23 protein-coding genes are annotated in these 21852 nt (G+C 58.0%); 10 read left to right on the forward strand and 13 right to left on the reverse strand.

The window, feature by feature from the left end; genetic code table 11:
* Window positions 1–107 precede the first annotated feature (107 nt).
* Window positions 108–1157 (forward strand): AI-2E family transporter, encoded by a 1050-nt coding sequence (locus SOM48_RS00690; protein ID WP_023482089.1) that lies wholly within the window; start codon window positions 108–110, stop codon window positions 1155–1157.
* On the opposite strand, the gene arnF is transcribed toward SOM48_RS00690, so the two are convergent.
* The 8 genes from arnF to SOM48_RS00730 all read right to left on the reverse strand — a co-directional run bounded on the left by arnF (window position 1154) and on the right by SOM48_RS00730 (window position 9431).
* Window positions 1154–1540 (reverse strand): 4-amino-4-deoxy-L-arabinose-phosphoundecaprenol flippase subunit ArnF, encoded by a 387-nt coding sequence (gene arnF, locus SOM48_RS00695; protein ID WP_320511222.1) that lies wholly within the window; start codon window positions 1538–1540, stop codon window positions 1154–1156. The two genes, SOM48_RS00690 and arnF, sit on opposite strands and share 4 nt — an antisense overlap.
* Complete coding sequence (gene arnE, locus SOM48_RS00700; RefSeq protein ID WP_320511223.1) at window positions 1537–1875, reverse strand: 4-amino-4-deoxy-L-arabinose-phosphoundecaprenol flippase subunit ArnE; 339 nt, start codon at window positions 1873–1875, stop codon at window positions 1537–1539. Before arnE ends, arnF begins: the two co-directional genes overlap by 4 nt.
* Window positions 1872–3512, reverse strand: coding sequence for a lipid IV(A) 4-amino-4-deoxy-L-arabinosyltransferase (arnT, locus tag SOM48_RS00705; RefSeq protein WP_320511224.1), 1641 nt, complete (start codon window positions 3510–3512; stop codon window positions 1872–1874). Before arnT ends, arnE begins: the two co-directional genes overlap by 4 nt.
* Entirely contained in the window at window positions 3509–4411 is a 903-nt protein-coding gene (gene arnD, locus SOM48_RS00710; RefSeq protein ID WP_076769380.1) for a 4-deoxy-4-formamido-L-arabinose-phosphoundecaprenol deformylase, read from the reverse strand. Before arnD ends, arnT begins: the two co-directional genes overlap by 4 nt.
* Window positions 4412–4413: 2 nt before the next feature.
* Window positions 4414–6393 (reverse strand): bifunctional UDP-4-amino-4-deoxy-L-arabinose formyltransferase/UDP-glucuronic acid oxidase ArnA, encoded by a 1980-nt coding sequence (gene arnA / locus SOM48_RS00715; protein WP_288879904.1) that lies wholly within the window; start codon window positions 6391–6393, stop codon window positions 4414–4416.
* Window positions 6390–7373 (reverse strand): undecaprenyl-phosphate 4-deoxy-4-formamido-L-arabinose transferase, encoded by a 984-nt coding sequence (arnC, locus tag SOM48_RS00720; protein ID WP_054802652.1) that lies wholly within the window; start codon window positions 7371–7373, stop codon window positions 6390–6392. The genes arnA and arnC overlap by 4 nt, the downstream gene beginning before the upstream one ends.
* Window position 7374: 1 nt before the next feature.
* On the reverse strand, window positions 7375–8511 hold the full coding sequence (gene arnB / locus SOM48_RS00725) for a UDP-4-amino-4-deoxy-L-arabinose aminotransferase (protein ID WP_320511456.1): 1137 nt from the start codon (window positions 8509–8511) through the stop codon (window positions 7375–7377).
* A 410-nt stretch (window positions 8512–8921) separates the two neighbouring features.
* A complete protein-coding gene (locus SOM48_RS00730; protein WP_042713196.1) occupies window positions 8922–9431 on the reverse strand; it encodes a phenolic acid decarboxylase in 510 nt (169 codons plus the stop codon).
* Window positions 9432–9529: 98 nt separating this feature from the next.
* On the opposite strand from SOM48_RS00730, the gene SOM48_RS00735 reads away from it, so the two are divergent.
* The 9 genes from SOM48_RS00735 to SOM48_RS00775 all read left to right on the forward strand — a co-directional run bounded on the left by SOM48_RS00735 (window position 9530) and on the right by SOM48_RS00775 (window position 17752).
* On the forward strand, window positions 9530–10390 hold the full coding sequence (locus SOM48_RS00735; protein ID WP_023482027.1) for a LysR family transcriptional regulator: 861 nt from the start codon (window positions 9530–9532) through the stop codon (window positions 10388–10390).
* Between the two features lie 193 nt (window positions 10391–10583).
* Window positions 10584–12155 (forward strand): nickel ABC transporter substrate-binding protein, encoded by a 1572-nt coding sequence (nikA, locus tag SOM48_RS00740; RefSeq protein ID WP_320511225.1) that lies wholly within the window; start codon window positions 10584–10586, stop codon window positions 12153–12155.
* Window positions 12152–13093 carry a nickel ABC transporter permease subunit NikB gene (gene nikB, locus SOM48_RS00745; protein WP_054802655.1) on the forward strand — a complete coding sequence of 314 codons (942 nt, stop codon included), beginning with the start codon at window positions 12152–12154 and terminating at the stop codon, window positions 13091–13093. Before nikA ends, nikB begins: the two co-directional genes overlap by 4 nt.
* Window positions 13093–13926, forward strand: coding sequence for a nickel ABC transporter permease subunit NikC (nikC, locus tag SOM48_RS00750; protein ID WP_313275358.1), 834 nt, complete (start codon window positions 13093–13095; stop codon window positions 13924–13926). The genes nikB and nikC overlap by 1 nt, the downstream gene beginning before the upstream one ends.
* Window positions 13926–14687 (forward strand): nickel import ATP-binding protein NikD, encoded by a 762-nt coding sequence (gene nikD, locus SOM48_RS00755; protein ID WP_320511226.1) that lies wholly within the window; start codon window positions 13926–13928, stop codon window positions 14685–14687. The genes nikC and nikD overlap by 1 nt, the downstream gene beginning before the upstream one ends.
* Window positions 14687–15478: a nickel import ATP-binding protein NikE gene (gene nikE, locus SOM48_RS00760; protein ID WP_320511227.1), complete on the forward strand. Its 792-nt coding sequence runs from the start codon at window positions 14687–14689 to the stop codon at window positions 15476–15478. Before nikD ends, nikE begins: the two co-directional genes overlap by 1 nt.
* Window positions 15460–15873 (forward strand): nickel-responsive transcriptional regulator NikR, encoded by a 414-nt coding sequence (nikR, locus tag SOM48_RS00765; RefSeq protein ID WP_320511228.1) that lies wholly within the window; start codon window positions 15460–15462, stop codon window positions 15871–15873. The genes nikE and nikR overlap by 19 nt, the downstream gene beginning before the upstream one ends.
* A gap of 74 nt (window positions 15874–15947) precedes the next feature.
* The gene (locus SOM48_RS00770) at window positions 15948–16742 is read left to right on the forward strand and encodes an SDR family NAD(P)-dependent oxidoreductase (RefSeq protein WP_320511229.1); all 795 of its coding nucleotides are present in this window, start codon (window positions 15948–15950) and stop codon (window positions 16740–16742) included.
* A gap of 17 nt (window positions 16743–16759) precedes the next feature.
* Window positions 16760–17752, forward strand: coding sequence for an alpha/beta fold hydrolase (locus tag SOM48_RS00775; protein WP_270221973.1), 993 nt, complete (start codon window positions 16760–16762; stop codon window positions 17750–17752).
* A gap of 40 nt (window positions 17753–17792) precedes the next feature.
* On the opposite strand, the gene SOM48_RS00780 is transcribed toward SOM48_RS00775, so the two are convergent.
* The 5 genes from SOM48_RS00780 to SOM48_RS00800 form a co-directional block, all read right to left on the reverse strand.
* Window positions 17793–19685 carry a methyl-accepting chemotaxis protein gene (locus tag SOM48_RS00780; protein WP_414672782.1) on the reverse strand — a complete coding sequence of 631 codons (1893 nt, stop codon included), beginning with the start codon at window positions 19683–19685 and terminating at the stop codon, window positions 17793–17795.
* 200 nt (window positions 19686–19885) lie between these two features.
* Window positions 19886–20239 (reverse strand): SMI1/KNR4 family protein, encoded by a 354-nt coding sequence (locus SOM48_RS00785; protein ID WP_320511231.1) that lies wholly within the window; start codon window positions 20237–20239, stop codon window positions 19886–19888.
* A complete protein-coding gene (locus tag SOM48_RS00790) occupies window positions 20236–20736 on the reverse strand; it encodes a hypothetical protein (RefSeq protein WP_320511232.1) in 501 nt (166 codons plus the stop codon). The genes SOM48_RS00785 and SOM48_RS00790 overlap by 4 nt, the downstream gene beginning before the upstream one ends.
* A gap of 162 nt (window positions 20737–20898) precedes the next feature.
* Window positions 20899–21402 carry a hypothetical protein gene (locus tag SOM48_RS00795; protein WP_315079510.1) on the reverse strand — a complete coding sequence of 168 codons (504 nt, stop codon included), beginning with the start codon at window positions 21400–21402 and terminating at the stop codon, window positions 20899–20901.
* On the reverse strand, window positions 21402–21788 hold the full coding sequence (locus tag SOM48_RS00800; RefSeq protein WP_320511233.1) for a hypothetical protein: 387 nt from the start codon (window positions 21786–21788) through the stop codon (window positions 21402–21404). Before SOM48_RS00800 ends, SOM48_RS00795 begins: the two co-directional genes overlap by 1 nt.
* Between the last annotated feature and the right edge of the window lie 64 nt (window positions 21789–21852).

Raw genomic sequence — 21852 nt, forward strand, 5'->3', positions numbered from 1 at the left:
ACCACGACACAAGGTAGAAAGCAGCACGACTTTAAGATTATCTCTGTCAGGCGAAGGTGGCGCGGCGCACTACACTTACTGGCAATAAGAAAAAAAAGGAATTAATCATGATGCAACCTCAGCCAGACCGGGCGGGCCTCCACATTCTTCTCAAACTGGCGTCACTGGTGGTCATACTCGCCGGTATCCACGCCGCAGCCGATATTATTGTGCAACTCCTGCTGGCGCTCTTCTTCGCCATTGTTCTTAACCCGCTAGTGACCTGGTTTCTACGCCGCGGCATCAAGCGCCCGGCGGCCATTGCCATTGTCGTGCTGGTGATGCTGGTCTTCCTGACCGCCTTATTCGCCGTGCTTGCCGCGTCGATGAATGACTTTATGACCCTGCTGCCGAAGTACAACCGCGAGCTGACACGCAAGTTTTTGCAGCTTCAGGATGCGCTGCCGTTCCTGCATCTGCATCTCTCCCCGGAGCGTATGCTGCAACGCATGGACTCCGACCGCATGATGTCGTTCGCCACCACCATGGCGACGCAGTTATCGAATGCGATGGCAAGCGTCGTGCTGCTGGTAATGACAGTGGTGTTTATGCTGTTTGAAGTGCGCCACGTGCCCTACAAAATGCGCTTTGCCCTTAACAATCCGCAGATCCACATCGCTGGTCTGCACCGCGCGCTGAAAGGGGTGTCGCACTATCTGGCACTGAAAACGCTGCTCAGCGTCTGGACCGGGCTAATTGTCTGGGTCGGGCTGGTGGCGCTGGATGTGCAGTTTGCGCTGATGTGGGGCGTGCTCGCCTTTTTGCTGAACTACGTGCCGAATATCGGGTCGGTGATCTCCGCCATTCCGCCAATGATCCAGGCCCTGCTGTTCAACGGCACCTACGAGTGCCTGTTAGTCGGCGCCCTCTTCCTGGTGGTGCACATGCTGATTGGCAATATCCTTGAACCGCGCATGATGGGCCACCGCCTCGGCATGTCGACGCTGGTGGTGTTCCTCTCATTATTAATCTGGGGATGGCTGCTCGGCCCGGTGGGGATGCTGCTCTCGGTGCCGCTCACCAGCGTATGCAAAATCTGGATGGAGACCACCACCGGCGGCAGCAAGCTGGCGATTATGCTTGGCCCAGGCCGACCGAAATCGCGCTTACCCGGTTAAGCTCTCTTGCGGGCGGGCAGGAAGATAACCAGCACGCCCGCCACAATCAGCGCCACGCCAAACGCGCCGCGCAGCGTGAAGGGTTCATGCCAGCCAGGCAGCCAGATGGCGGCGGCCCACACCAGAATGTAACTCAGGCTGAGCAGGGCATAGGCTTTGCTCAGCGCCATCCGGTGCAGAGCCAGATACCAACAGCCCATCGATGCCACGTAGCCCATCAACCCCAACAGCAGCGCCAGCGTGCCAGCCCGCGCATGCAGCAGCGCCAGCAAAAAGCCGCGCAGATCGGTCAACGGCGGCAGCGACAGCATACCATCACGCAGTAACAGTTGCGCCCCGCTCACCAGCAGCACGCTAAGAAGCGCCCAGTGTAGCCCCTTCATAATGAACTCCCGAGCAGCGCCACACCGGCAATAATCAACGCCAGACCGCAGGCATGGCGCAACGTGATCCGCTCATGCCAGATCGCCCTCGCCGCCAGGGTCACCCAGACAAAATTAAGGCTCAGCATCGGGTAGGCGACGCCGACCGGAACGCGCTGCAACACCAGCAGCCACAGCACCATCCCCGCGCCCAGCGCCAGCAGTGCCAGCGCCAGCCATAGACCAACGTGCCTGCCGCGCGATGCCCCGCTCGCCGGGCGCGTCGCCTGCTTCTGGCACAGCTGCCCAAGACAGCTCAACAGGCTGGCCGCGCCGAGCCAGATCCAGCTACTCATTGCGGAAAATACTGCAATAACACCATCCGCCCCTGCTGATAGACGTTATCCGGTTTTGGAATGGGTAGACGCATAAACTCATCGGCCTGCGACTGATGCAGCACCAGGGAAACAATTCCCTGTTGGCGATGCCCGGCCAGCCAGTCGGTGAAATCACGCTCGGCGACAAAGCGCCCTTTCGCATCAGGATAATCCAGACCATAAGCCAGCTCACCGCGCGAACCGAACAGCAGAATATCGCTGCGCTTCAGCTCCCAGGCGAGCCCGGAGGCAACGCCGGGATTATCCGACAGCACATAGCGGCTCTCCGCCAGCGCGTCATCAATACAGGCGATCAGGAACTGCGGCTGTTTGGAATCCATCACTTTATCCGGAATGGCAAACCCCACCAGCAGCGCCAGCGTCAGTGGCGAAAGTGCGGCGAAGAACCAACGCTCAGCACTGGCCCTGAAGGTAAACAGCCCGACCAGCGCCCACATCAGGAAGATAAAGGCAGCAAGCGCCGCTTTATAATCTTCGATCGGCAGCCAGACGGGATGCTTTAACATTCCCCACGGCGACACCACCAGCGCGGCGATCGCGCCAGTGACCCCGAAAGCGATATTGATCCCGGCGTTGATACGCAGCACTTTCACGCTCGCAGCGGTGCGCGCGTAACGCGCCATCAATATCGCCAGCGGCGCAAAGCAGGGCAGAATATAGGTCAGCAGTTTTCCCTGAGCGATGCTGAAGAAGATCAGCGGCATTACCACCCAGCCGAGTAGGTAGAAAGCATCACTGCGCGCGCGCCAGCCGGTTTTCAGCGCGCCGGGCAGCAGGCCAAGCCATGGCAGCGAACCGGCAAGCAAACAGGGAATGTAGTACCAGAACGGGGCTTTATGCTGCGCGTCCTCTTGGGCGAAGCGCTGAATATGCTCAACCCAGAAGAAGTAGCGCCAGAAATCAGGCTCGCGCGCCGCAATGGTCAGCCCCCACGGCAGCACCGTCAGGACGCATGCCAGCACGGCCAGCCAGCCCCAGATCAGCACCTCTTTCCAGCGCCGCTGCGCAATCACCCACGGCAACACGCCGATAACCGGTAGCGCCAGCGCCAGAAACCCTTTGGTCATCACCCCCATACCGCAGGCGATGCCGAGCAGCAGATAGCCGCCCGCTTTCCCACGTCGGGTGGTGGTCTGCGCCGCCAGCCAGAAGCTGAACATCGCCAGCGTCATCCATAAGGCGATCATCGGATCCAGCACGGCATAGGTACCGACACCGTAGACCAGCAGCACGGTCAGGTAGATGACGCCCGAGAGCAGCGCCGTCGCTTTGTCGCGCCACATCTTCCACGCTAACGCGCCAACCAGCAGGGCAGAAACGGTGGTGGAGAAGACCGCGCCAAAGCGTACCGCGAAGTTGTTGTGACCAAATACCCACTGCGCGAGGGTGTTGATCCAGTATCCGGCGATCGGTTTTTCAAAATAGCGCAGCCCGAGGAAATGGGGCACTATCCAGTCGCCGCTTTGCAACATCTCGCGGCTGATCTCCGCATAGCGGGTCTCATCCGGTTGCCAGAGCAGGCGATACTCGAGCGGCGCAAGGTAATAAAGGGCAAACAGCGCCAGCATCGCTAAACCATAATGAACAGGTTTCATCGTTGTGCACTCAACAGTTTTTGGCATCCCAGCCACCCTTCGCGGCCAACCACTTCGCCGCGTACCACTTTGCCGGGCGGCAGTGTCGTGACATCGTCCGGTAGCAACTGCCCCAGCGGGCAAAACGTAATCTCCTCCTGCGCCGCCAGCGTCAGCAGTTGATCAAATGCATCGGCACCGATAATCCCCTCCACTTCGGCATGGATGGTGTAGACCGGCGTACCCCGGGCGCGATGCATGCGATCGAGGATAAAGCGGTTGAAGCCCTCGGCGCTCACCGAGGAGCCAACGACCTCATCCCAGGTGGGTAACGAAACGGGAATTTGTGGCGCGGCGTAGACGTTTTCCGCCAGTTGCGGGCGGAAAGGCTGGCTACCGCGACAGTCGCTGTTGTAGCGAAACGGGAAGACCGATTTCGCTTTCACCACCCGCTGATCTGCCCGCCAGCCCGCCGCCGCCGAGCAGGTTACCGGCTGGCCGATAATCCGCTCCAGCGCCGAGAGGCCGCGAGCGATCTCCGTTTCCAGCCGCGCCTGATCCCAGACGCCGCTCCAGCTTTGCCAGGCGTGGTGATCCCAGGCGTGCAGCCCCACTTCATGCATGCGCGCCGTCTGGCGAATGATCTCTGCATTGGCATCGCCAATAATGCGCCCCGGCCAGGCAGTTCCGGCCAGCAAAATATCCCAGCCATATAGCGACGCCGCGCGCGAGCGCAGCATCTTCCAGAAAAATTTCGGCTTCAGCAGACGCCAGATATGCCGCCCCATATTGTCCGGGCCGACGCTAAAAAAGACGCTCGCCTGAATCTGGTGCTTCTCCAGCAGCTGCAGCAGGCGCGGCATGCCCTGCTGCGTGCCGCGAAAGGTATCGACATCAATACGTAAGCCGATTTTTTTCATGCTTATTGCTCATCCGTCAGTTCGACCGTACGCAGGAAAAAGTCGAGCGTCTCGTCAACCGTCTGGCGCATCGCTACCGTCGGCTCCCACTGCAGGCAGCGTTTGGCGTTGCGAATACTCGGTTTGCGGTGCTCAACATCCTGGTATCCTTTACCGTAATAGCTGCTGCTCTCAACGTCGCGGAAACCGGCAAAAGGCGGGAAGCGGTGGCGCAGCGGATGCTGCTCAAAGCTCTCCAGCAGCATCTCGGCAAGCTCCTTGATACTGGCTTCGTTCTCCGGGTTGCCGATATTGATAATCTCGCCGTCGCAGCGCCCGTCACGGTTTTCAATAATGCGGAACAGCGCTTCGATACCGTCGCTGATATCAGTAAAGCAGCGCTTCTGTTTTCCGCCTTCAACCAGCTTGATCGGCGAGCCTTCCACCAGGTTGAGGATCAACTGAGTGATGGCGCGAGAGCTGCCGATGCGCGCGGCATTGAGGTTATCCAGACGCGGGCCCATCCAGTTAAACGGACGGAAGAGCGTAAAACGCAGCCCCTCTTTCTCGCCGTATGCCCAAATCACACGGTCAAGAAGCTGTTTCGACACCGAGTAGATCCAGCGCTGTTTGCTTACCGGCCCGACCACCAGGTTCGAGTTATCCTCATCAAACACTTTGTCGGTGCACATGCCGTACACTTCCGAGGTCGACGGGAAGATGATGCGTTTGTTGTACTTCACGCAGTCGCGGATGATCTTCAGGTTCTCTTCAAAATCGAGCTCAAAGACGCGCAGCGGGTTGCGGGTGTACTCAATCGGCGTGGCGATCGCTACCAGCGGCAGCACCACGTCGCATTTTTTAATGTGGTACTCGATCCACTCTGAATGAATGCTGATGTCGCCTTCAACAAAGTGAAAACGCGGGCAGTCGAGAAAACGTCCGATGGCGTCGGAACCGATGTCGAGGCCGTAAATCTCATAGTTATCGTCGCGCAGCAGGCGCTCGGTCAGGTGGTTGCCGATAAAGCCGTTTACCCCAAGGATCAGCACGCGAGTGCGGCGTTTTACCGCCACCACCGGTTTGCTGCTCAACAGCGCCCCGGCCACCAGCCCCAGCGACTGCGCCAGCTGCGCGCCCTGCATATAAACGCCTTTCTCAGTCTGGCCGGTCATCACCTCCAGCGCGCCCTCGCCGCAGGCAATAATCAGCGGCGCGACGGAGATAACGGTTCCCGCTCGTGCTGGCGCCACGTCGCTGCGCACGCGAGATTTCCAGACGATAAATTTGTGCGTGCCAACAAAGCTGAACGCGCCCGGCCACGGATCGCTCACCGCACGCACCAGGTTGTGCAGGGTTTGTGCCGGTTTTTCCCACTCCAGGCGACCATCTTCCGGCGTGCGGCGGCCAACATAGCTCGCTTTACTCTCATCCTGTGCGGTTTCGCTGAAGGTGCCGCTTTTCAGCGTCGGTAAAGCGCCTTCCAGCAGATGTTTGGCGCTCTCGGTCAGTTTACGGTGCAGCGACAGCGCGTCATCGGCGTCGGCAATCTCGACCGCTTGCTGGGCGATGATCGCTCCGGCATCCGCGCGGGAGATCATCCGGTGCAGCGTGACGCCGGTTTGCGTTTCGCCATTCACCAGCACCCAGTTCAGCGGCGCGCGTCCACGATAGGCGGGCAGCAGCGAACCGTGCAGGTTAAACGCGCCGATGCGCGCGTTATTCAAAATCGCTTCGCCGAGCAGGTTACGGTAGTAGAACGAGAAAATAACGTCCGGCTTCATCTCGGCAATGCGGTCAACCCACAGCGGATGGTTAACGTCATCCGGGGCATAAACCGGAATACCGCGCTCGGCGGCAAGGCGTGCTACCGAGCTAAAAAAGGCGTTTTCCTGTGCGTTGTCGGCATGGGTAAAAATGGCCGCAATATCAAACCCGGCGTCCAGTAAGGCCTGTACGCCGACGCATCCCATATCGTGATAAGCAAAAACAACGGCTTTCATTGGTTCTTTTCCTCTTGCGAAACGTCATGATCCTGGCGGACAACGCGTTGAATAAAGTAGCGGGGACGGGCGCGCACATCGTTATAGATGCGCCCGATATACTCCCCAAGCAGGCCCATGCCGATAAACTGTGCGCCGATAAAGGTGAAGAGAATGGCGAAGAGCGTGAATACCCCTTCCCCCGCCCACTGCGCGCCAAACGCCAGCCGCAGAATCACCAGCAGCAGCGACAGCGAGAAGCCAAACAGCGCGATGACGCTGCCAAAAACGCTGAGCAGACGCAGTGGCGTGGTGGTCAGGCAGGTCACCAGGTCATACATCAGGTTAATCAGACGCATAAAGCTGTATTTCGAGTCGCCAAATTCGCGCTCGGCGTGCTGCACCGGGATCTCAACCGCCCGGCGGGCAAAGGTGTTAGCGAGGATCGGGATAAAGGTGCTGCGCTCGTGGCAGCGCAGCATCGCGTCAACGATATGACGGCGATAGGCGCGCAGCATGCAGCCGTAGTCGCCCATCGCTTTCCCGGTAGCGCGCTGGATCAAGTGGTTAACGCCGCGCGACGCCAGCTTGCGAAACAGGCTGTCCTGGCGGTTTTGCCGCACGGTGCCCACCACGTCATACCCTTCGTTGGCTTTCGCCACCAGCCGCGGGATCTCCTCCGGCGGGTTTTGCAGATCCGCATCCAGGGTAATCACCAGATCGCCGGTGACATGGCTGAAACCGGCCATGATCGCCGAGTGCTGGCCGTAGTTGCGGTTGAGCAGCACCGCGACGATATGGCTGTCGGGTTGCTCTGCCGCATCGGTCAGCATACGCGCGGAGTCATCGCTGCTGCCGTCATCCACCAGCAGGATTTCGTAATCGATACCGATTTGCGCGCAGCTGGTGGTGGTGCGGCGGATCAGCTCCGGCAGGCTCTCCTGTTCGTTATAAACCGGGATCACCACCGAGACTTTTTCAATAAGCGGGAGGGTGAACATATCAGCAGCCTGCAATCTGTTTAAGCGCGTCAATGACGCGGGTTGTGTCGTCATGGGTCATATCCGGAAAGAGCGGCAGGGAACAGATACGCGCGCTGTTCCACTCCGTGTTGGGAAGTTCGGTCGGGAAGTTTTCGCGGTAGTACTTCTGGGTATGCGCCGCACGAAAATGGAGGCCGGTGCCGATACCCTGCGCTTTTAGCCGCTCCATCAATGCATCGCGAGAGAGGCCGCAGCGCTGCTCGTCGACGCGAATAATAAACAGATGCCAGGCGTGCTGATGCGGCCACGACGGCAGCGCCAGCGGCTGAAATGGCGTCGTGGCCAGTTCAGTCAGATAGCGGTGGGCAATTTCTTGACGGCGGGCGTTGGCGGCCGGCAGTTTATCGAGCTGCACCAGCGCAATAGCGGCGTTGATATCCGCGAGGTTGTATTTAAAGCCCGGCGAGATCACCTCGGCCTGCGGCGCGCGGCCGTGGGTCTGGCGGTCATAGGCATCGACGCCGAGGCCATGAAACTTCAGGCTGCGAATGCGGTTTGCCAGCGCTTCGTCATCGGTTACCACCAGCCCGCCTTCGGCACAGGTCATATTTTTGATGGCGTGGAAGGAGAAGATTGCGCAGCCGCGCGCGCCAACGTGGTGGCCCTTGTAGTACGTGCCCGCCGCGTGGGCGGCATCTTCAATCACCGGAATGCCGTACTTTTCACCGAGGGTGTGGATGGCATCGATATCCACCGGCGCGCCGGCGTAGTGCACTGGCACAATTGCTTTGGTACGCGGCGTGATTGCCGCTTCGATCGCCTCGGGTGTCACCATCAGCGTGTCGCGATCGACATCGATCATCACCGGCGTCGCGCCGAGCAGCACGATCATGTTGAGGGTGGAGACCCAGGTCATTGAGGGAGTAATCACTTCATCGCCCGCACCAATACCCAGCGCCATTAACGTGACGTGCATCCCCGCCGTGGCGGAGCTGACGGCAATGGCGTGCTGGTTGCCGGTCAGTGTGCAAAACGCGGCTTCAAGTGCCTGATTCTTCGGCCCGGTGGTGATCCAGCCCGACGCCAGCACCTGCTGAATGCCGGCGAGTTCATCCTCTCCCATCGATGGGCGTGAAAAGGGTAAAAATTCACTCATCATTTTTTCCTGGCATCAACGGCATATTAAAAAACTGCCACAGTGAAACATGTAATGGGAATAAAATGGCGCACAAAACTTAAATGAAAATAGAATGAACCTACGATTTCAGTGTTTTTTACCGAAAAGGTGATAATGGTGAGGGTAGCAATAAAAGATTAGGACAAGATTAAGAATTTAACCTTCAGATAAAAATATAAAAACCTTTAAAAACATCTAGATATATAATACAGCGAGTTTTTTATACTGTGATTCCTGTCAAAAAAGTGCAATAAAAAACGCCCATTCAGTCAATGAACGGGCGTTATCTTAATTATTTAAACGGAATGACAACAAAGCAAAAATAGTCTTATTTTTCTGCAAACAATTATTTCATTAGCTACAACGTTAATAGCGTCATAAATGTGAAACTATTCTGATAAGTTTCGCGGGAAATTAGCCGGTAGTTCACTGGCCGGGCAGGCAATGACCTGCTCATTATTCTCACCGCAGTCGCGCACAAAGGTAATGGTGGCAAACTCATCAATCACTTCTGTCGGGTAAGCGGGGCCTGCCTCGCGCAGGGATTCCATCAGCGCAATATGCTCGTTCTGGAAGCAGACGGTTTTCTCCGGATTGTTGATCACCCAGCGCGGGAAGAAGATGGTGCCGTGGAACAGGCGATCGCCGAGGTTGGCAATCAGGCTGACGTCGGTGCCGGTCGGCTCAGTCCAGGAAATTTTATAGATGCTTTCGCCAACGCGAACGATATAGACCCGCTGATCTTTCACCCAACGGTTGGCCACAATCCCGCTGTGAATGCGGTAATCAATGGTGTTGGCATTTTTTACATACAGCTCGTAGTTCCAGCCATTATCGTAGGTGTAGACCAGATGTTTACCGACAAAGCCACTCAAATCATGTTTATCAAAGCTGCTCATATCTCATCTCCTCTTGTTGTTGAGGAGATCGTACCTCTGCAAAAAACCAATGAATAACGCTATATTTGCATCAAATTCATTCAAAAATTAGATGAGTCATGCACAAGAGCACGCTGGAACAATGGTCGCTGCTGCAAAAAGTGGTCGAACTGGGCAGCTTTGCTAAAGCGGCAGAAGAGACACACCGCAGCCAGTCTTCGGTCAGCTATAACCTGGCGCTCCTGCAGGAACGGCTCGGTGTTGCGCTGCTGGTGCCGGAGGGGCGACGGGCAGTGCTGACGCCTGCGGGCGAACTGCTGCTCAGCCAGGTGAAGCCGCTGCTGAAAGCGTTTGAGTGGGTGGAGACCCGCGCCGCTACGCTGCGTAACGGTATGCGTACCCGGCTGGATCTGGTGGTCGACAGCATCTTTCCGCGCGCACGGCTGTTCGCCATCCTGCGCCAGTTCCAGCACTGTTACCCGCAAACCCAGGTACGCCTGACGGAAGTGCTGGAGACCGCTCCGGACGATGCGCCAAGCTACGCGCAGGCGGATGTGATGGTGCTGACCCGCCGCCAGGATATGACCGGGCGCGGCGAGTGGCTGATGAATATCGATTTTGTTTGCGTGGCGCACCGCGATCACCCTCTCAGCGCGGCGCAGCAGGTGAGCGAAGCGATGCTCGCCGCCTGGCCGCAGATCCGCATCGCCGAAAGCGACGCCCGCCAGACGCCTGTTGCGCAGGAGGCGTGGACCTTTTCCACCATTGATGCCGCCATTGAGGCGGTGCAGTATCAGGTCGGTTACGGCTGGCTGCCGCAGGAGCGTATTGCGCCGCTGCTGGCAAGCGGGCAGTTGAAAGCGCTGCCGCTCAACCACGGCGCGCGGCGTGCCACGCCGCTGCATCTGATCGTCAAAAAGGATCTCGCCCCGCTCGATGAGCAGGTAGAGATGTTGTTGCAGCTGTTTAAAGCGCAGTAAGGGAAGATGCCCGGTGGCGCTGCGCTTACCGGGCCTACGTATTCCGCGCGTATCCATCCGGCAATCCTCATCCGCCCACCGAGAATTAATCCCGCGCAACCGCCCGCCGTTTGATCTAAAACATCTCATTCGTATGATGAATAATTAAAATCGTCATACTTTCCCGCCAATGACGTTTCGTCAGGACGCTTACGTGTTTTTCTACCGTTATGCTGGCGCTCTGCTGCTGCTCTGCGCATCGTTTGCCCTTTTTGCGGCAACGGATACTCTCACCACCGCCTGGCCGGTGAATGTCGGCCCGCTCAACCCTCACCTCTACACCCCGAACCAGATGTTCGCGCAAAGCATGGTTTATGAACCGCTGGTGAAATATGAGGCCAACGGCACGGTGCGCCCGTGGCTGGCAACAGGCTGGCACCATTCGGACGATGGCAAAACCTGGGTCTTCACCCTGCGCGATGGCGTGACCTTCTCCAACGGTGAGCCCTTTAACGCCGAAGCGGCAGCGGAGAACTTCCGTGCGGTGCTGGATAATCGCTCGCGCCACGCCTGGCTTGAGTTGGTGAACCAGATCAGCGAAGTGAAAGCGTTAAGCCCCAATCAGTTACAAATCACGCTCAAAAGCGCCTATTACCCCTTCTTACAAGAGCTTGCCCTGCCCCGCCCGTTTCGCTTTATCGCCCCGTCGCAATTTAAAAACCATGAAACCCTGAACGGCATTGTCGCGCCTATCGGCACCGGGCCGTGGATCTTGCAGGAGTCACGCTTAAATCAATTTGACGTGATGGTGCGCAACGAGCGCTACTGGGGCGCGAAACCGGCGCTGGCGAAAGTGGTGATTAAGGTGATCCCCGATGCCACCAGCCGCGCCGTGGCGTTTGAAACCGGCGAGATTGACCTGCTCTACGGCAACGAAGGGCTGCTGACGCTCGATACCTTCGCTCGCTATCGCCAGAACCCGCAGTGGCGCACCCAACTCTCCGCACCGGTGGAAACGGTGATGCTGGCGCTCAACTCCGCCCGCGCGCCGACCAACGAGTTGGCAGTGCGCGAAGCGCTGAACTATGCGGTGGATAAAAAAACCCTTATTAATGGCGCGCTGTACGGTACGCAGCAGGTCGCCGATACGCTTTTCGCTCCGGGCGTGCCCTACGCCAATATTGGTCTTAAAGCGCGTCAGTACGATCCCGCCCGCGCCAATGCGCTGCTGGAAAACGCGGGCTGGTTATTGCCCGCCGGGAAAACCATTCGCGAAAAAGCGGGCCAGCCGCTGCATATCGAGCTGGCTTTTACCGGCACCGACGCGCTGAGCAAATCGATGGCGGAAATCATTCAAGCCAATCTGCGCCAGGTGGGCGTGGATATCGCGCTGGTCGGTGAAGAGGAGAGCAGCATCTACGCCCGCCAGCACGACGGCCGTTTCGGCATGATCTTCAACCGCAGCTGGGGCGCGCCCTACGATCCCCACGCGTTTATCAGTTCGATGCGTGTGCCCTCGCACGCCGATTACCAGGCGCAGCAGGGTTTGCCTGACAAGCCACTGATCGACAAAGAGATTGGCGAAGTGCTCACCGCCCGGGATGAGGCCACCCGGCAGGCACTCTATCGCGATATTCTCACCCGCTTGCATAACGATGCCGTCTATCTGCCGATCAGCTATGTGTCGACAATGGTGGTGGCGAAGCCGGAGCTGGGAGAGATCCCGTTTGCGCCCGTTGCCGCCGAGATCCCGTTTGATCAGATCAAACCGGGCAGCGCGCAATGAGCCGCTACGTGATAAAGCGTTTGCTGCTACTGATCCCGATGATCCTTGCCGCCTCTGTGGTGATTTTCCTGCTGCTGCGCCTCGGCACGGGCGACCCGGCGCTCGATTACCTGCGCTTGTCGAACCTGCCGCCGACGCCGGAGATGATTGCCGCCACGCGCGTGGCGCTCGGCCTTGATCAGCCGTTAGTCGATCAGTACGCCCACTGGTTATGGCGCGCGCTGCATCTCGATTTTGGCCTCTCCTATGCCACCCAGCGCCCGGTGCTGGAGGATGTGCTGCGCTTTCTGCCCGCCACCTTGCAACTGGCGGGCGCGGCGCTGGTGCTGATCCTGCTGACCTCGCTGCCGCTCGGCATCTGGGCAGCGCGACACCGCGATAAGTGGCCCGATTTTGTTGTCCGCGCGGTGGCGTTTCTTGGTGTCTCAATGCCCAACTTCTGGCTCGCCTTTCTGCTGGTGATGCTCTTTTCCGTGCATCTGCACTGGTTGCCTGCGCTCGGTTACGGCGGCTGGCAGCACCTGATTCTGCCCGCCGTCTCCATCGCGCTGATGTCGCTGGCCATCAATGCGCGTCTGCTGCGCGCCAGCCTGCTGGAGGCCGCCGGGCAGCGCCACGTCACCTGGGCACGGCTACGCGGGTTAAGCGAGAAGCAAACCGAGCGGCGGCATATTTTGCGCAACGCGTCGCTGCCGGTGATCACTGCGCTGGGGATGCATATTGGCGAGCTGATTGGCGGCACGATGATTATTGAGAGCATCTTCGCCTGGCCCGGCATTGGCCGCTACGCCGTGTCGGCGATCTTCAACCGCGACTACCCGGTGATCCAGTGCTTTACGCTGGTGATGGTGATGGTTTTCGCCCTCTGCAACCTGGCAGTGGATCTGCTGAGCGCCGCGCTCGATCCGCGCGTCCGTCATCATGAAGGGGCGCACTGATGCACTTTCTCCACACCGCGCGCTGGCCAGTGCGCCTCGCCCTGCTGATACTGGCGTTGCTGTTTATCATCGCTCTGAGTTGCCAGTGGTGGCTGCCCTTCGATCCGCAGGCTATCGACCTGCCTGCGCGGCTGCTGCCGCCCGATAGCAAGCACTGGCTCGGCACGGATCATCTCGGGCGCGATATCTTCTCCCGGCTGCTGGCCGCCACCCGCGTGTCGCTAGGATCGGTGCTCTGCTGCCTGCTGCTGGTGCTGATCCTCGGGCTTGGCGCCGGCGGCTGCGCCGGGCTGCTTGGCGGGCGCGTGGATCAGCTGATTATGCGTGTTGCCGATCTCTTTATGACCTTCCCCACCTCGATCCTGTCGTTTTTTATGGTGGGTGTGCTTGGCACCGGCCTGACCAATGTGATTATCGCCATCGCACTCTCTCACTGGGCCTGGTATGCGCGGATGGTGCGCAGCCTGGTGCTGTCGCTGCGCAGCCGCGAATATGTGCTGGCCGCACGGCTGAGCGGAGCGGGTTATCTGCACTTGTTTCGTGACCACCTGGCGGGCGCAATTGTGCCGTCGTTGCTGGTGCTGGCGACGCTGGATATCGGCCATATGATGCTGCATGTCGCCGGGATGTCCTTTCTCGGCCTCGGGGTCAGCGCGCCGACGCCGGAGTGGGGGGTGATGATCAATGACGCGCGGCAGTTTATCTGGACGCAGCCGCTGCAAATGCTGTGGCCGGGGCTGGCGCTGTTTCTCAGCGTCATGGCCTTCAACCTGGTGGGCGACGCGCTGCGCGACCATCTCGACCCACATCTGGTTACGGAGCACGCCCACTGATGGCTACGCAATTGAGCCTGCAACATCTCACGCTTTCCGCAGCGCGACCGCTGGTTGACGATCTCTCTCTTACTCTACGCCGCGGCCAGGTGCTGGCGCTGGTCGGTGCCAGCGGCAGCGGCAAATCCCTCACCTGCGCGGCAGCGCTTGGCGTATTGCCCGCAGGCGTTCGACAAACGGCGGGCGCGGTGCTGATCGACGGCCAGCCGGTTTCCCCCCAGGCGCTGCGCGGCGTGACGGTGGCAACGGTGATGCAAAACCCACGCAGCGCGTTCAACCCGCTGCGAACCATGGCCGACCACGCGCGGGAGAGCTGCCTGGCGCTGGGCAAACCGTTCAGTGAAACGCACGCTATCGCCGCGCTGGAGCAGGTCGGCCTGCGCGATGCACGCCGGGTTCTCGCCCTTCACGCTTTTGAGATGAGCGGCGGCATGCTGCAACGGGTGATGATTGCGCTGGCGCTGCTGGCCGAGGCGCCCTTTCTTATCGCCGATGAGCCGACCACCGATCTCGACGCCATCGCCCAGGCCAGTATCCTCGACCTGCTCGACTCCCTGATGCAGCAATGCCAGCCGGGAATGCTGCTGGTAACGCACGATATGGGCGTGGTGGCGCGTCTCGCCGATGAGGTGGCGGTGATGGATAACGGGCGCATCATCGAGCGCGGCGCGGTCGGGGCTATTTTTCACGCGCCGCAGCATCCGCTCACTCGCCAGCTAGTGAGCGCGCACCTGGCGCTCTACGGCATGGAGCTTGCGTAATGACCCTCCTCACCGTTAACCAACTCTCCCACGCTTACCGCCACCAACAGGTGCTGAGCGATATCTCCCTGACGCTAAAGCAGGGTGAAACCGTCGCCCTGCTCGGGCGCAGCGGCTGCGGCAAGAGCACGCTGGCGCGCCTGCTGGTCGGGCTGGAAGCACCTGAGCAAGGCCACGTCTGCTGGCGAGGAACGCCACTTTCGGCGCTTGATCGTGCCGCGCGCCGCAATTTTCGCCGCGATGTACAGATGGTGTTTCAGGATCCGATTAGCGCGGTCAACCCGCGCATGACGGTGCGCGACATCATGCGTGAACCGCTGCGCCACCTGGCAAAGCTCAGCAAAGCGCAGCAGCTCCAGCGCATCATGCAATTGCTCGCAGATGTCGAGCTGGAGCCTGATTTATTGGAGAAACACCCTATGCAGCTGAGCGGCGGTCAGCTGCAACGTGTCTGCCTCGCCCGGGCGCTGGCGGTCGCGCCGGGGTTACTGATTCTGGATGAAGCGGTCTCCAGCCTCGATCGCGTGGTGCAAAGCGGCATCATCGCCCTGCTGCAACGCCTGCAACAGCGCTCCGGCGCGGCGTGCCTGTTTATCACCCACGATTTGCGCCTGGTGGAGCACTTCTGCCAGCGGGTGCTGGTGATGGAGGCCGGGCAGATCGTCGAAAACGTCACCGTCAGTGCGCCGCTGCGCTTTAGCTCCGCTGCGGGCCAGGCGCTACAACAGGCGGTGTTACCCGCCCTCCCTTCACTTCGCCCGAGGAACCCGCTATGCAACGCGTTACCCTAACGCTTGACGACGATCTGCTCGCCGCCCTGGACACGCTAAGCCAGCGGCGCGGCTACCACAACCGCTCAGAAGCCGCACGCGATCTGCTGCGCGGCGCACTGGCGCAGGAGGCTCCGGCGGATCCGGAGAAGCAGGGCTTTGCTGTGCTGACCTACGTGTATGAACATGAGAAGCGCGAGCTGGCAAGCCGGCTGGTCGCCACTCAGCACCACCATCACGATCTCTCAGTGGCCACCCTGCACGTGCACATCAGCCATGACGACTGCCTTGAGATCGCCGTCCTAAAAGGCAAACGCGGCGAGATTGAGCATTTCGCCGATGAGGTGATCGCCCAGCGCGGCGTGCGCCACGGCCATTTACAGTGTCTGGCGCAGGAACCTCATACCCACAGTTGATGCTTTTTCGCCCGCACCGCGCCACATGTGCCAGGCTTATTTATTTGCCAAATCCACGTGATAAGGAGCGAATAATGAAGATTGATCTGAGCGGAAAAGTGGCGCTGGTTACCGCCTCGACGGGCGGGATTGGTTTCGCAATTGCGACCGGGCTGGCGCAGAGCGGTGCAGAGGTGATCCTCAACGGGCGCAGCGACGAGTCGGTCAACAAGGCCAAAGCGGCGTTAACCCAGCACGTGAGCGGCGCTCGTGTGCGTACCGCTGTTGCCGATCTTGGCTCGGCGGAAGGTGTGGCTTCCCTGCTTAAAGCCGCCTCTGACGTTGATATCCTGGTCAATAATGCCGGTATTTATGGCCCGCAGGATTTCTACGCCACCGATGACGAGACCTGGGAGAATTACTGGCAGACCAACGTCATGTCCGGCGTGCGGCTGGCACGCGCGCTGCTGCCCGCAATGGTCGATAAGGGCTGGGGCCGCGTGGTGTTTATCTCCTCCGAGTCCGCCCTGAATATTCCGACGGATATGATCCACTACGGCGTGACCAAAACGGCGCAGTTGTCGCTGGCGCGCGGGCTGGCGAAGTTTGTTGCCGGCAGCGGCGTCACGGTCAACAGCGTATTACCGGGGCCAACGATGTCCGACGGTTTCGCCGGCATGATGCAGGAAGAGATGGAGAGAACCGGTAAGTCACTGGAGACGCTGGCGAAAGAGTTTGTGATGGCGAATCGCCCCTCATCGGTTATCCAGCGCGCCGCCACCGTTGAAGAGGTGGCGAATATGGTGGTTTATGTTTGCTCAACGCAGGCGTCGGCGACCTCCGGCGCAGCGCTGCGCGTCGATGGCGGCGTGGTGGACGATATCGTTTAAACGAGCCAGGAGGTTGTATGCGACGTTTTCCCCGCCGCGCGCTACTGCTCGCGTTGCTCTTCACCGGTGCGGCGCAGTCCGCGGAGTATGGTGGCCAGCTTGAAGGGTTCACCTACCCGTGGCCGCTGATGCACTTTGAGTTTCAGTCCCAGCGCCAGCCCTTAAGCATGGGGTATATGGATATCTCCGCCGATAAACCGAACGGCGAAACCGTGGTATTGCTGCACGGCAAAAACTTTTGCGCCGCCACCTGGGAGAGCACCATTACCGCGCTGCATGAGGCCGGTTACCGGGTGATTGCCCCCGATCAGATTGGCTTCTGCACCTCCACTAAACCGGCCAATTACCAGTACAGCTTTCAGCAACTGGCGGAGAATACCCATCAACTGCTGGCGAAGTTGGGGGTGAAAAAAGCGGTGATTATCGGCCACTCCACTGGCGGCATGCTGGCGACGCGCTATGCGCTGATGTACCCGCAAGAGACGCAGAAGCTGGTGATGGTTAACCCGATTGGCCTTGAGGACTGGAAGGCGAAGGGCGTGCCCTATCGCAGTGTGGACGCATGGTATCAGCGCGAGCTGAAAACCACCGCGCAGAGCATTAAAGCCTACGAGCAGAAGACCTATTACATGGGTGAATGGAAGCCGGAATACAATAAATGGGTTGAGATGCTGGCGGGATTAAACAACGGGCCGGGCAAGACGCGGGTGGCGTGGAACTCGGCGCTGATCTACGACATGATCTACACCCAGCCGGTGTTCTATGAGTTTAAGGATTTACGCGTGCCCACTACGCTGTTTATCGGCACCGGCGATACAACCGCGCCCGGCAGCGATGATGCGCCGCCGGAGGTGAAAAAGGCGGTCGGCAACTACAAGGTATTGGGCAAAGAGGCGGCGGAACTGATCCCCAATGCCCGGCTGGTGGAGTTTGATGGCTTAGGTCACGCGCCGCAGATGCAGGACCCGGCGACATTTCACCGGGCGCTGCTCGACGATCTGGCAAAATGACGCATTAAAGAGAAAGGCCCGCTCATTGCGGGCCTTTGCATTACACCTGACGCGCGGCGAAGAAGGCCAGCGTCTCTTCCAGTGATTTCGCCTGCTCCTCCAGCGACATGGCGGCCGCGGAGATCTGCTGCACCAGCGAGGCGTTCTGCTGGGTGGCGCTATCCATCTGATTTACCGCCACGCTGACCTGGTTGATGCCCTTGGTCTGCTCATCCAGCGCCTGTACGATTTCGTTGATCACCAGGTGGACATTGGTGACCGCCTCGATGATCTGTTTCATCATCGCGCCAGTTTCATTCACCAGCGCCACGCCTTTGCTGACGCGGCCGGTCGACTCATCAATCAGCGTTGAGATCTCTTTCGCCGCATTGGCGCTGCGCTGCGCGAGGCTGCGCACTTCACCCGCAACCACCGCAAAACCACGCCCCTGCTCCCCGGCGCGCGCCGCTTCCACGGCGGCATTCAGCGCAAGGATATTGGTCTGGAAAGCGATACCGTCGATGATGCTGTTGATATCGCCGATCTTCTGCGCGCTTTCGTCGATTTTATTGATGACATCAACCACTTCGTCAACCAGCGCTTCGCCCTGCCCGGCAATCTCCGTCGCCTGCTCGGTAAGACGCGTCGCTTTGTGGGCGTTATCGGCGTTATTTTTCACCGTGACGGCAATTTGCTCCATGCTCGCTGCGGTTTGCACAATCGCCGCCGCCTGCTCTTCGGTACGTGAAGCAAGATCGAGGTTACCGGCGGCAATTTCGCTACTGCCCGCACGCACCGAGTTGCTGGCATCGGTGATGGTGCTGACAATGCGGTGCAGTTGCCCCTGCATGGCGTGTAGCGCGTAGAAGATGCTACTGCTGTCACCCCTCTGCACGGGGATGGTGCTGCTGAGATCGCCCTGCGCAACCGAGAGCGCGATCTCCGCCGCTTCGGATGGCTCACCGCCCACCGGGCGCGCGACTTTGCGGGTAAAGACCAGCGCCACCACCAGGCTGACGATAATAATACTCAGCACCATCATCACAATCGCATTCATCAGGAAGTGCCAGGCTTCCGCCATCACCACGCTGACCGGGGTGATAATCGCCAGTTTCCACGGCGTGCCGCTATTGCCGACCGCAATGGTGCGCCAGGTAATAAATGCCGGTTCGCCGAGCTGCGGATCGTCAAAGCGCACCACCTCGCTGCCCGTAATGCTGCCCTTGTAGGGCTTGCCGATGGCCGCTTTGTCCGGGCTGGAGACGACGTTATTCTCCGCCGACAACAGCACGGCATAGCCGACGCCGTCCCATGGTTTGATGGCACCAATCCGTTTTTGCAGCGTCGCCAGTGAGAAGTCCGACGTGACTGAACCCTGGAATTTACCGTTGCGCATAATCGGCGCGGCGATGGAGGTAAGCATCACATCGACCCCGTTGTAGGGGTAGATATAGGGCTCGATAATCACCTCTTTCTGGCGCTGGCGCGGCAGCACATAGTAATTGCCGCTGCCCGGCGTTTCGTAATCGAGCAGGTTGTGCAGAGACGGGTTGCCTGCCGAGTCGCGATCGACATAACGGGCATAGCGACCGGCAGGATCCTGCTCCGGTTTGCCGGCAAATTCGGCATCTTTGCCGTCGAAAGCGTTCGATTCAAAGGCCAGCGACATCGAGAGGAAATCGCTGTGCGCATGCAGGTAGTCGCGCAGGAGCTGATCCAGCCCTTTGCGATCCGCAAGGCCTGCTTCACGCAGTGACCAGGCGCTGTTGCCGACATCGCGCGCCGCAACCAGCGCGGAATCAAGCTGCTGGCTCACTTGCAGGGTTTCGGTCTGGGCAATCTGTTGCAGATGTTTCTTTGCCACCATCTCCTGCTGCGCCATCGCTTGCCATATCAGCAAGCCAATGGTCACAAGAAAACCGGCGGTTATCGTGACAAAGATGGATATCAACATCAGCGTCCTGGCTTTGAGCTTTTTCCCGGTATTTCTTTTGACTGACATAACTTCTCCGATATGGCGTGGCGCGGGGCGCATGACGGATATATCGGAAGAATGTGCGCAAAAGTTATACCAGCTTTAAATTAAATTTTTGTCTGGCAAGCGAACGGGCAGCGCTGGAAAGGGCTTTGTGAGGAAAATCAAAGGCAAAACGCTCAGGCGAGCAACTGGTCGATACTCTCAGCGACAGGCTCCATCGGCAGCGCGCCAAGCGCGCCCAGATCCTGGCTGTAGATCATCTCGTTGCCCGATTTGCCGTGGATAAAGTAGCCAACATCGCCATCCTGACCAATCAGCAGATACTCAGGCTCCACCTGCTGGATGGCATAGGTGTCGTTTCGCTCCAGCAGATCGCCGTGGGCGTATAAATAGATAGCATCACCTTCCGGCGTGGTGATTTCGGTTGCGTCGCACTGCGCGATGAGAAAGCGCGTGTAACGTTCGGGGAAAGTTAAATGGTGGGTAGTTTTGAATGCATCCAGGGTGGTTTGCAATAGGCTGGTATTCATCTTTTTTTACGTCCTCTGCGTGAAGCTTGCGGTGCCCAGGAAGAGTAGTCGCTGACGACAATCTCAAAAAGTTGCAGATCGCCAGGGATGTGCTGAAGACTATCGGCAATCTCGTCATAGGGCGAAGGGAGAGAAAAAGCGAGCCCGTAATCACCATCAACAATCAGAGCGCCGTTAATCAGCAGGACGCTTTTGCTGAGAAGCGTTAGCCGCTCCATGGTGATACCAGCATAGAGCCTGTTCTGGTATCTCCCGTGGTAGTTCTGGTTACAGATGACGGAGACGATGATGTCGTTCGCATCGGTAAAGATCGATACCGTGTTGTCATCAAGAAAATAGCCGTGCATATCGCCGCCCAACGGCGATGAAGAGGGGTACTCTTTCGTCTCGACGGTAAAGCGGGTAAGCATCTCCTCAAGGTAAATATCCACAGAATGACCAAGATGGATATTGGCAAGCGAGGTGAAACTAATGATATCGGCGTTAAAATCAATCATGGTTTAACAGGTCGAGGGCTTTCGGGAAAACTAGCGTGGCGAGGTGTGGTTGTCAATTTGGTCTGCCAGAAGAGATAAGTAAGGTCTTAAGAAGCGCGACGTGTTGCGGATAGCGCGCCTTCACGCCTTAAAGATCAGCCAATCCAATAAGCTTGTTCTGCTTTAGCGCCGGACTCTATTTAAGTGTTTTTGTGCATATTGACGGATTAATTCATTATCAGCGCTGGCTAATAATTCCATTTTCTCAATAGCATTCTGGTCCTGTATTTTCTCCAGCACCCGTATGCATTTATTTGCCAGTATGAAATCATCATCGTAATCCCTGTAATCAAGATTGAGCAGCGCGGCTTCATAAAGAGGATTTACGCTGGAAGGCTGCCGATAATGATCTAACAATCTTACGATCTCTTCATGTTTCTGATGCCAGGTATCTGTCACAAGCTGGTTTAATATGTCGACATCGTAGTAATCAAATTTTACTACCGCACTGAGATAAAGAAGAAGGTCAACAAGCTCAGCGTCTTTGGCTTCTCGCGCAATGGTTAACTCCTTACAGAGATCTAACACTCCGGAACCATCACCAAACTGGCATAGAAATTCAGAGAGATTAATTTGCTTCATCATTAACTTTAGAATCAGCTCTTTTTTATTACTCAGCAATTCCATCACTCCTCATCTTTAAATATCAGCGCATTAGTTTTGAGATTGTTATCTTTTATATATTTGCTTTCCCACTCATCGTAGCTATCGGGCGCAGAATAACTAAATCCCTTTTCAAAATATCGATAACCATGCGAAATAACCATAGCCCAATAATATTCTTCTTCATGTCCCAGCAAGCAAGCTTCCAGATAATTTTGGGGTAGCACAGTTAGCATAGGTGAGTTATTAATTATAGACTCTGCCTCGCCTTCTGATTTATTACCATAAGCGACCATTATGCCTTTAACAAGGCTAACAAAAGTGTAGAAATTAACTATAACGGACTCGCCTGGGTTATCGTCATTTATAAAAACCAAACCATCTTTAAGAGTGCTCTTTTTAATAGCCACGATAAAAATCCAATATAGCATTACTATTGATAAAAAACAGCGCCGATAAACAACCCCAATAAAA

The sequence above is a fragment of the Kosakonia sp. CFBP8986 genome, assembly GCF_034044935.1.
Lineage (GTDB): Bacteria > Pseudomonadota > Gammaproteobacteria > Enterobacterales > Enterobacteriaceae > Kosakonia > Kosakonia cowanii.

Coding starts and splice junctions, on each gene's coding strand:
- SOM48_RS00780 (WP_414672782.1), bottom strand. CDS start 19,685: ATGTTGATATCCATCTTTGTCACGATAACCGCCGGTTTTCTTGTGACC.
- SOM48_RS00690 (WP_023482089.1), top strand. CDS start 108: ATGATGCAACCTCAGCCAGACCGGGCGGGCCTCCACATTCTTCTCAAA.
- nikD (WP_320511226.1), top strand. CDS start 13,926: ATGGCTACGCAATTGAGCCTGCAACATCTCACGCTTTCCGCAGCGCGA.
- SOM48_RS00785 (WP_320511231.1), bottom strand. CDS start 20,239: ATGAATACCAGCCTATTGCAAACCACCCTGGATGCATTCAAAACTACC.
- nikE (WP_320511227.1), top strand. CDS start 14,687: ATGACCCTCCTCACCGTTAACCAACTCTCCCACGCTTACCGCCACCAA.
- nikB (WP_054802655.1), top strand. CDS start 12,152: ATGAGCCGCTACGTGATAAAGCGTTTGCTGCTACTGATCCCGATGATC.
- arnA (WP_288879904.1), bottom strand. CDS start 6,393: ATGAAAGCCGTTGTTTTTGCTTATCACGATATGGGATGCGTCGGCGTA.
- arnB (WP_320511456.1), bottom strand. CDS start 8,511: ATGAGTGAATTTTTACCCTTTTCACGCCCATCGATGGGAGAGGATGAA.
- arnC (WP_054802652.1), bottom strand. CDS start 7,373: ATGTTCACCCTCCCGCTTATTGAAAAAGTCTCGGTGGTGATCCCGGTT.
- SOM48_RS00795 (WP_315079510.1), bottom strand. CDS start 21,402: ATGGAATTGCTGAGTAATAAAAAAGAGCTGATTCTAAAGTTAATGATG.
- arnD (WP_076769380.1), bottom strand. CDS start 4,411: ATGAAAAAAATCGGCTTACGTATTGATGTCGATACCTTTCGCGGCACG.
- SOM48_RS00775 (WP_270221973.1), top strand. CDS start 16,760: ATGCGACGTTTTCCCCGCCGCGCGCTACTGCTCGCGTTGCTCTTCACC.
- arnE (WP_320511223.1), bottom strand. CDS start 1,875: ATGAGTAGCTGGATCTGGCTCGGCGCGGCCAGCCTGTTGAGCTGTCTT.
- arnF (WP_320511222.1), bottom strand. CDS start 1,540: ATGAAGGGGCTACACTGGGCGCTTCTTAGCGTGCTGCTGGTGAGCGGG.
- arnT (WP_320511224.1), bottom strand. CDS start 3,512: ATGAAACCTGTTCATTATGGTTTAGCGATGCTGGCGCTGTTTGCCCTT.
- SOM48_RS00735 (WP_023482027.1), top strand. CDS start 9,530: ATGCACAAGAGCACGCTGGAACAATGGTCGCTGCTGCAAAAAGTGGTC.
- SOM48_RS00730 (WP_042713196.1), bottom strand. CDS start 9,431: ATGAGCAGCTTTGATAAACATGATTTGAGTGGCTTTGTCGGTAAACAT.
- nikR (WP_320511228.1), top strand. CDS start 15,460: ATGCAACGCGTTACCCTAACGCTTGACGACGATCTGCTCGCCGCCCTG.
- nikC (WP_313275358.1), top strand. CDS start 13,093: ATGCACTTTCTCCACACCGCGCGCTGGCCAGTGCGCCTCGCCCTGCTG.
- SOM48_RS00770 (WP_320511229.1), top strand. CDS start 15,948: ATGAAGATTGATCTGAGCGGAAAAGTGGCGCTGGTTACCGCCTCGACG.
- SOM48_RS00790 (WP_320511232.1), bottom strand. CDS start 20,736: ATGATTGATTTTAACGCCGATATCATTAGTTTCACCTCGCTTGCCAAT.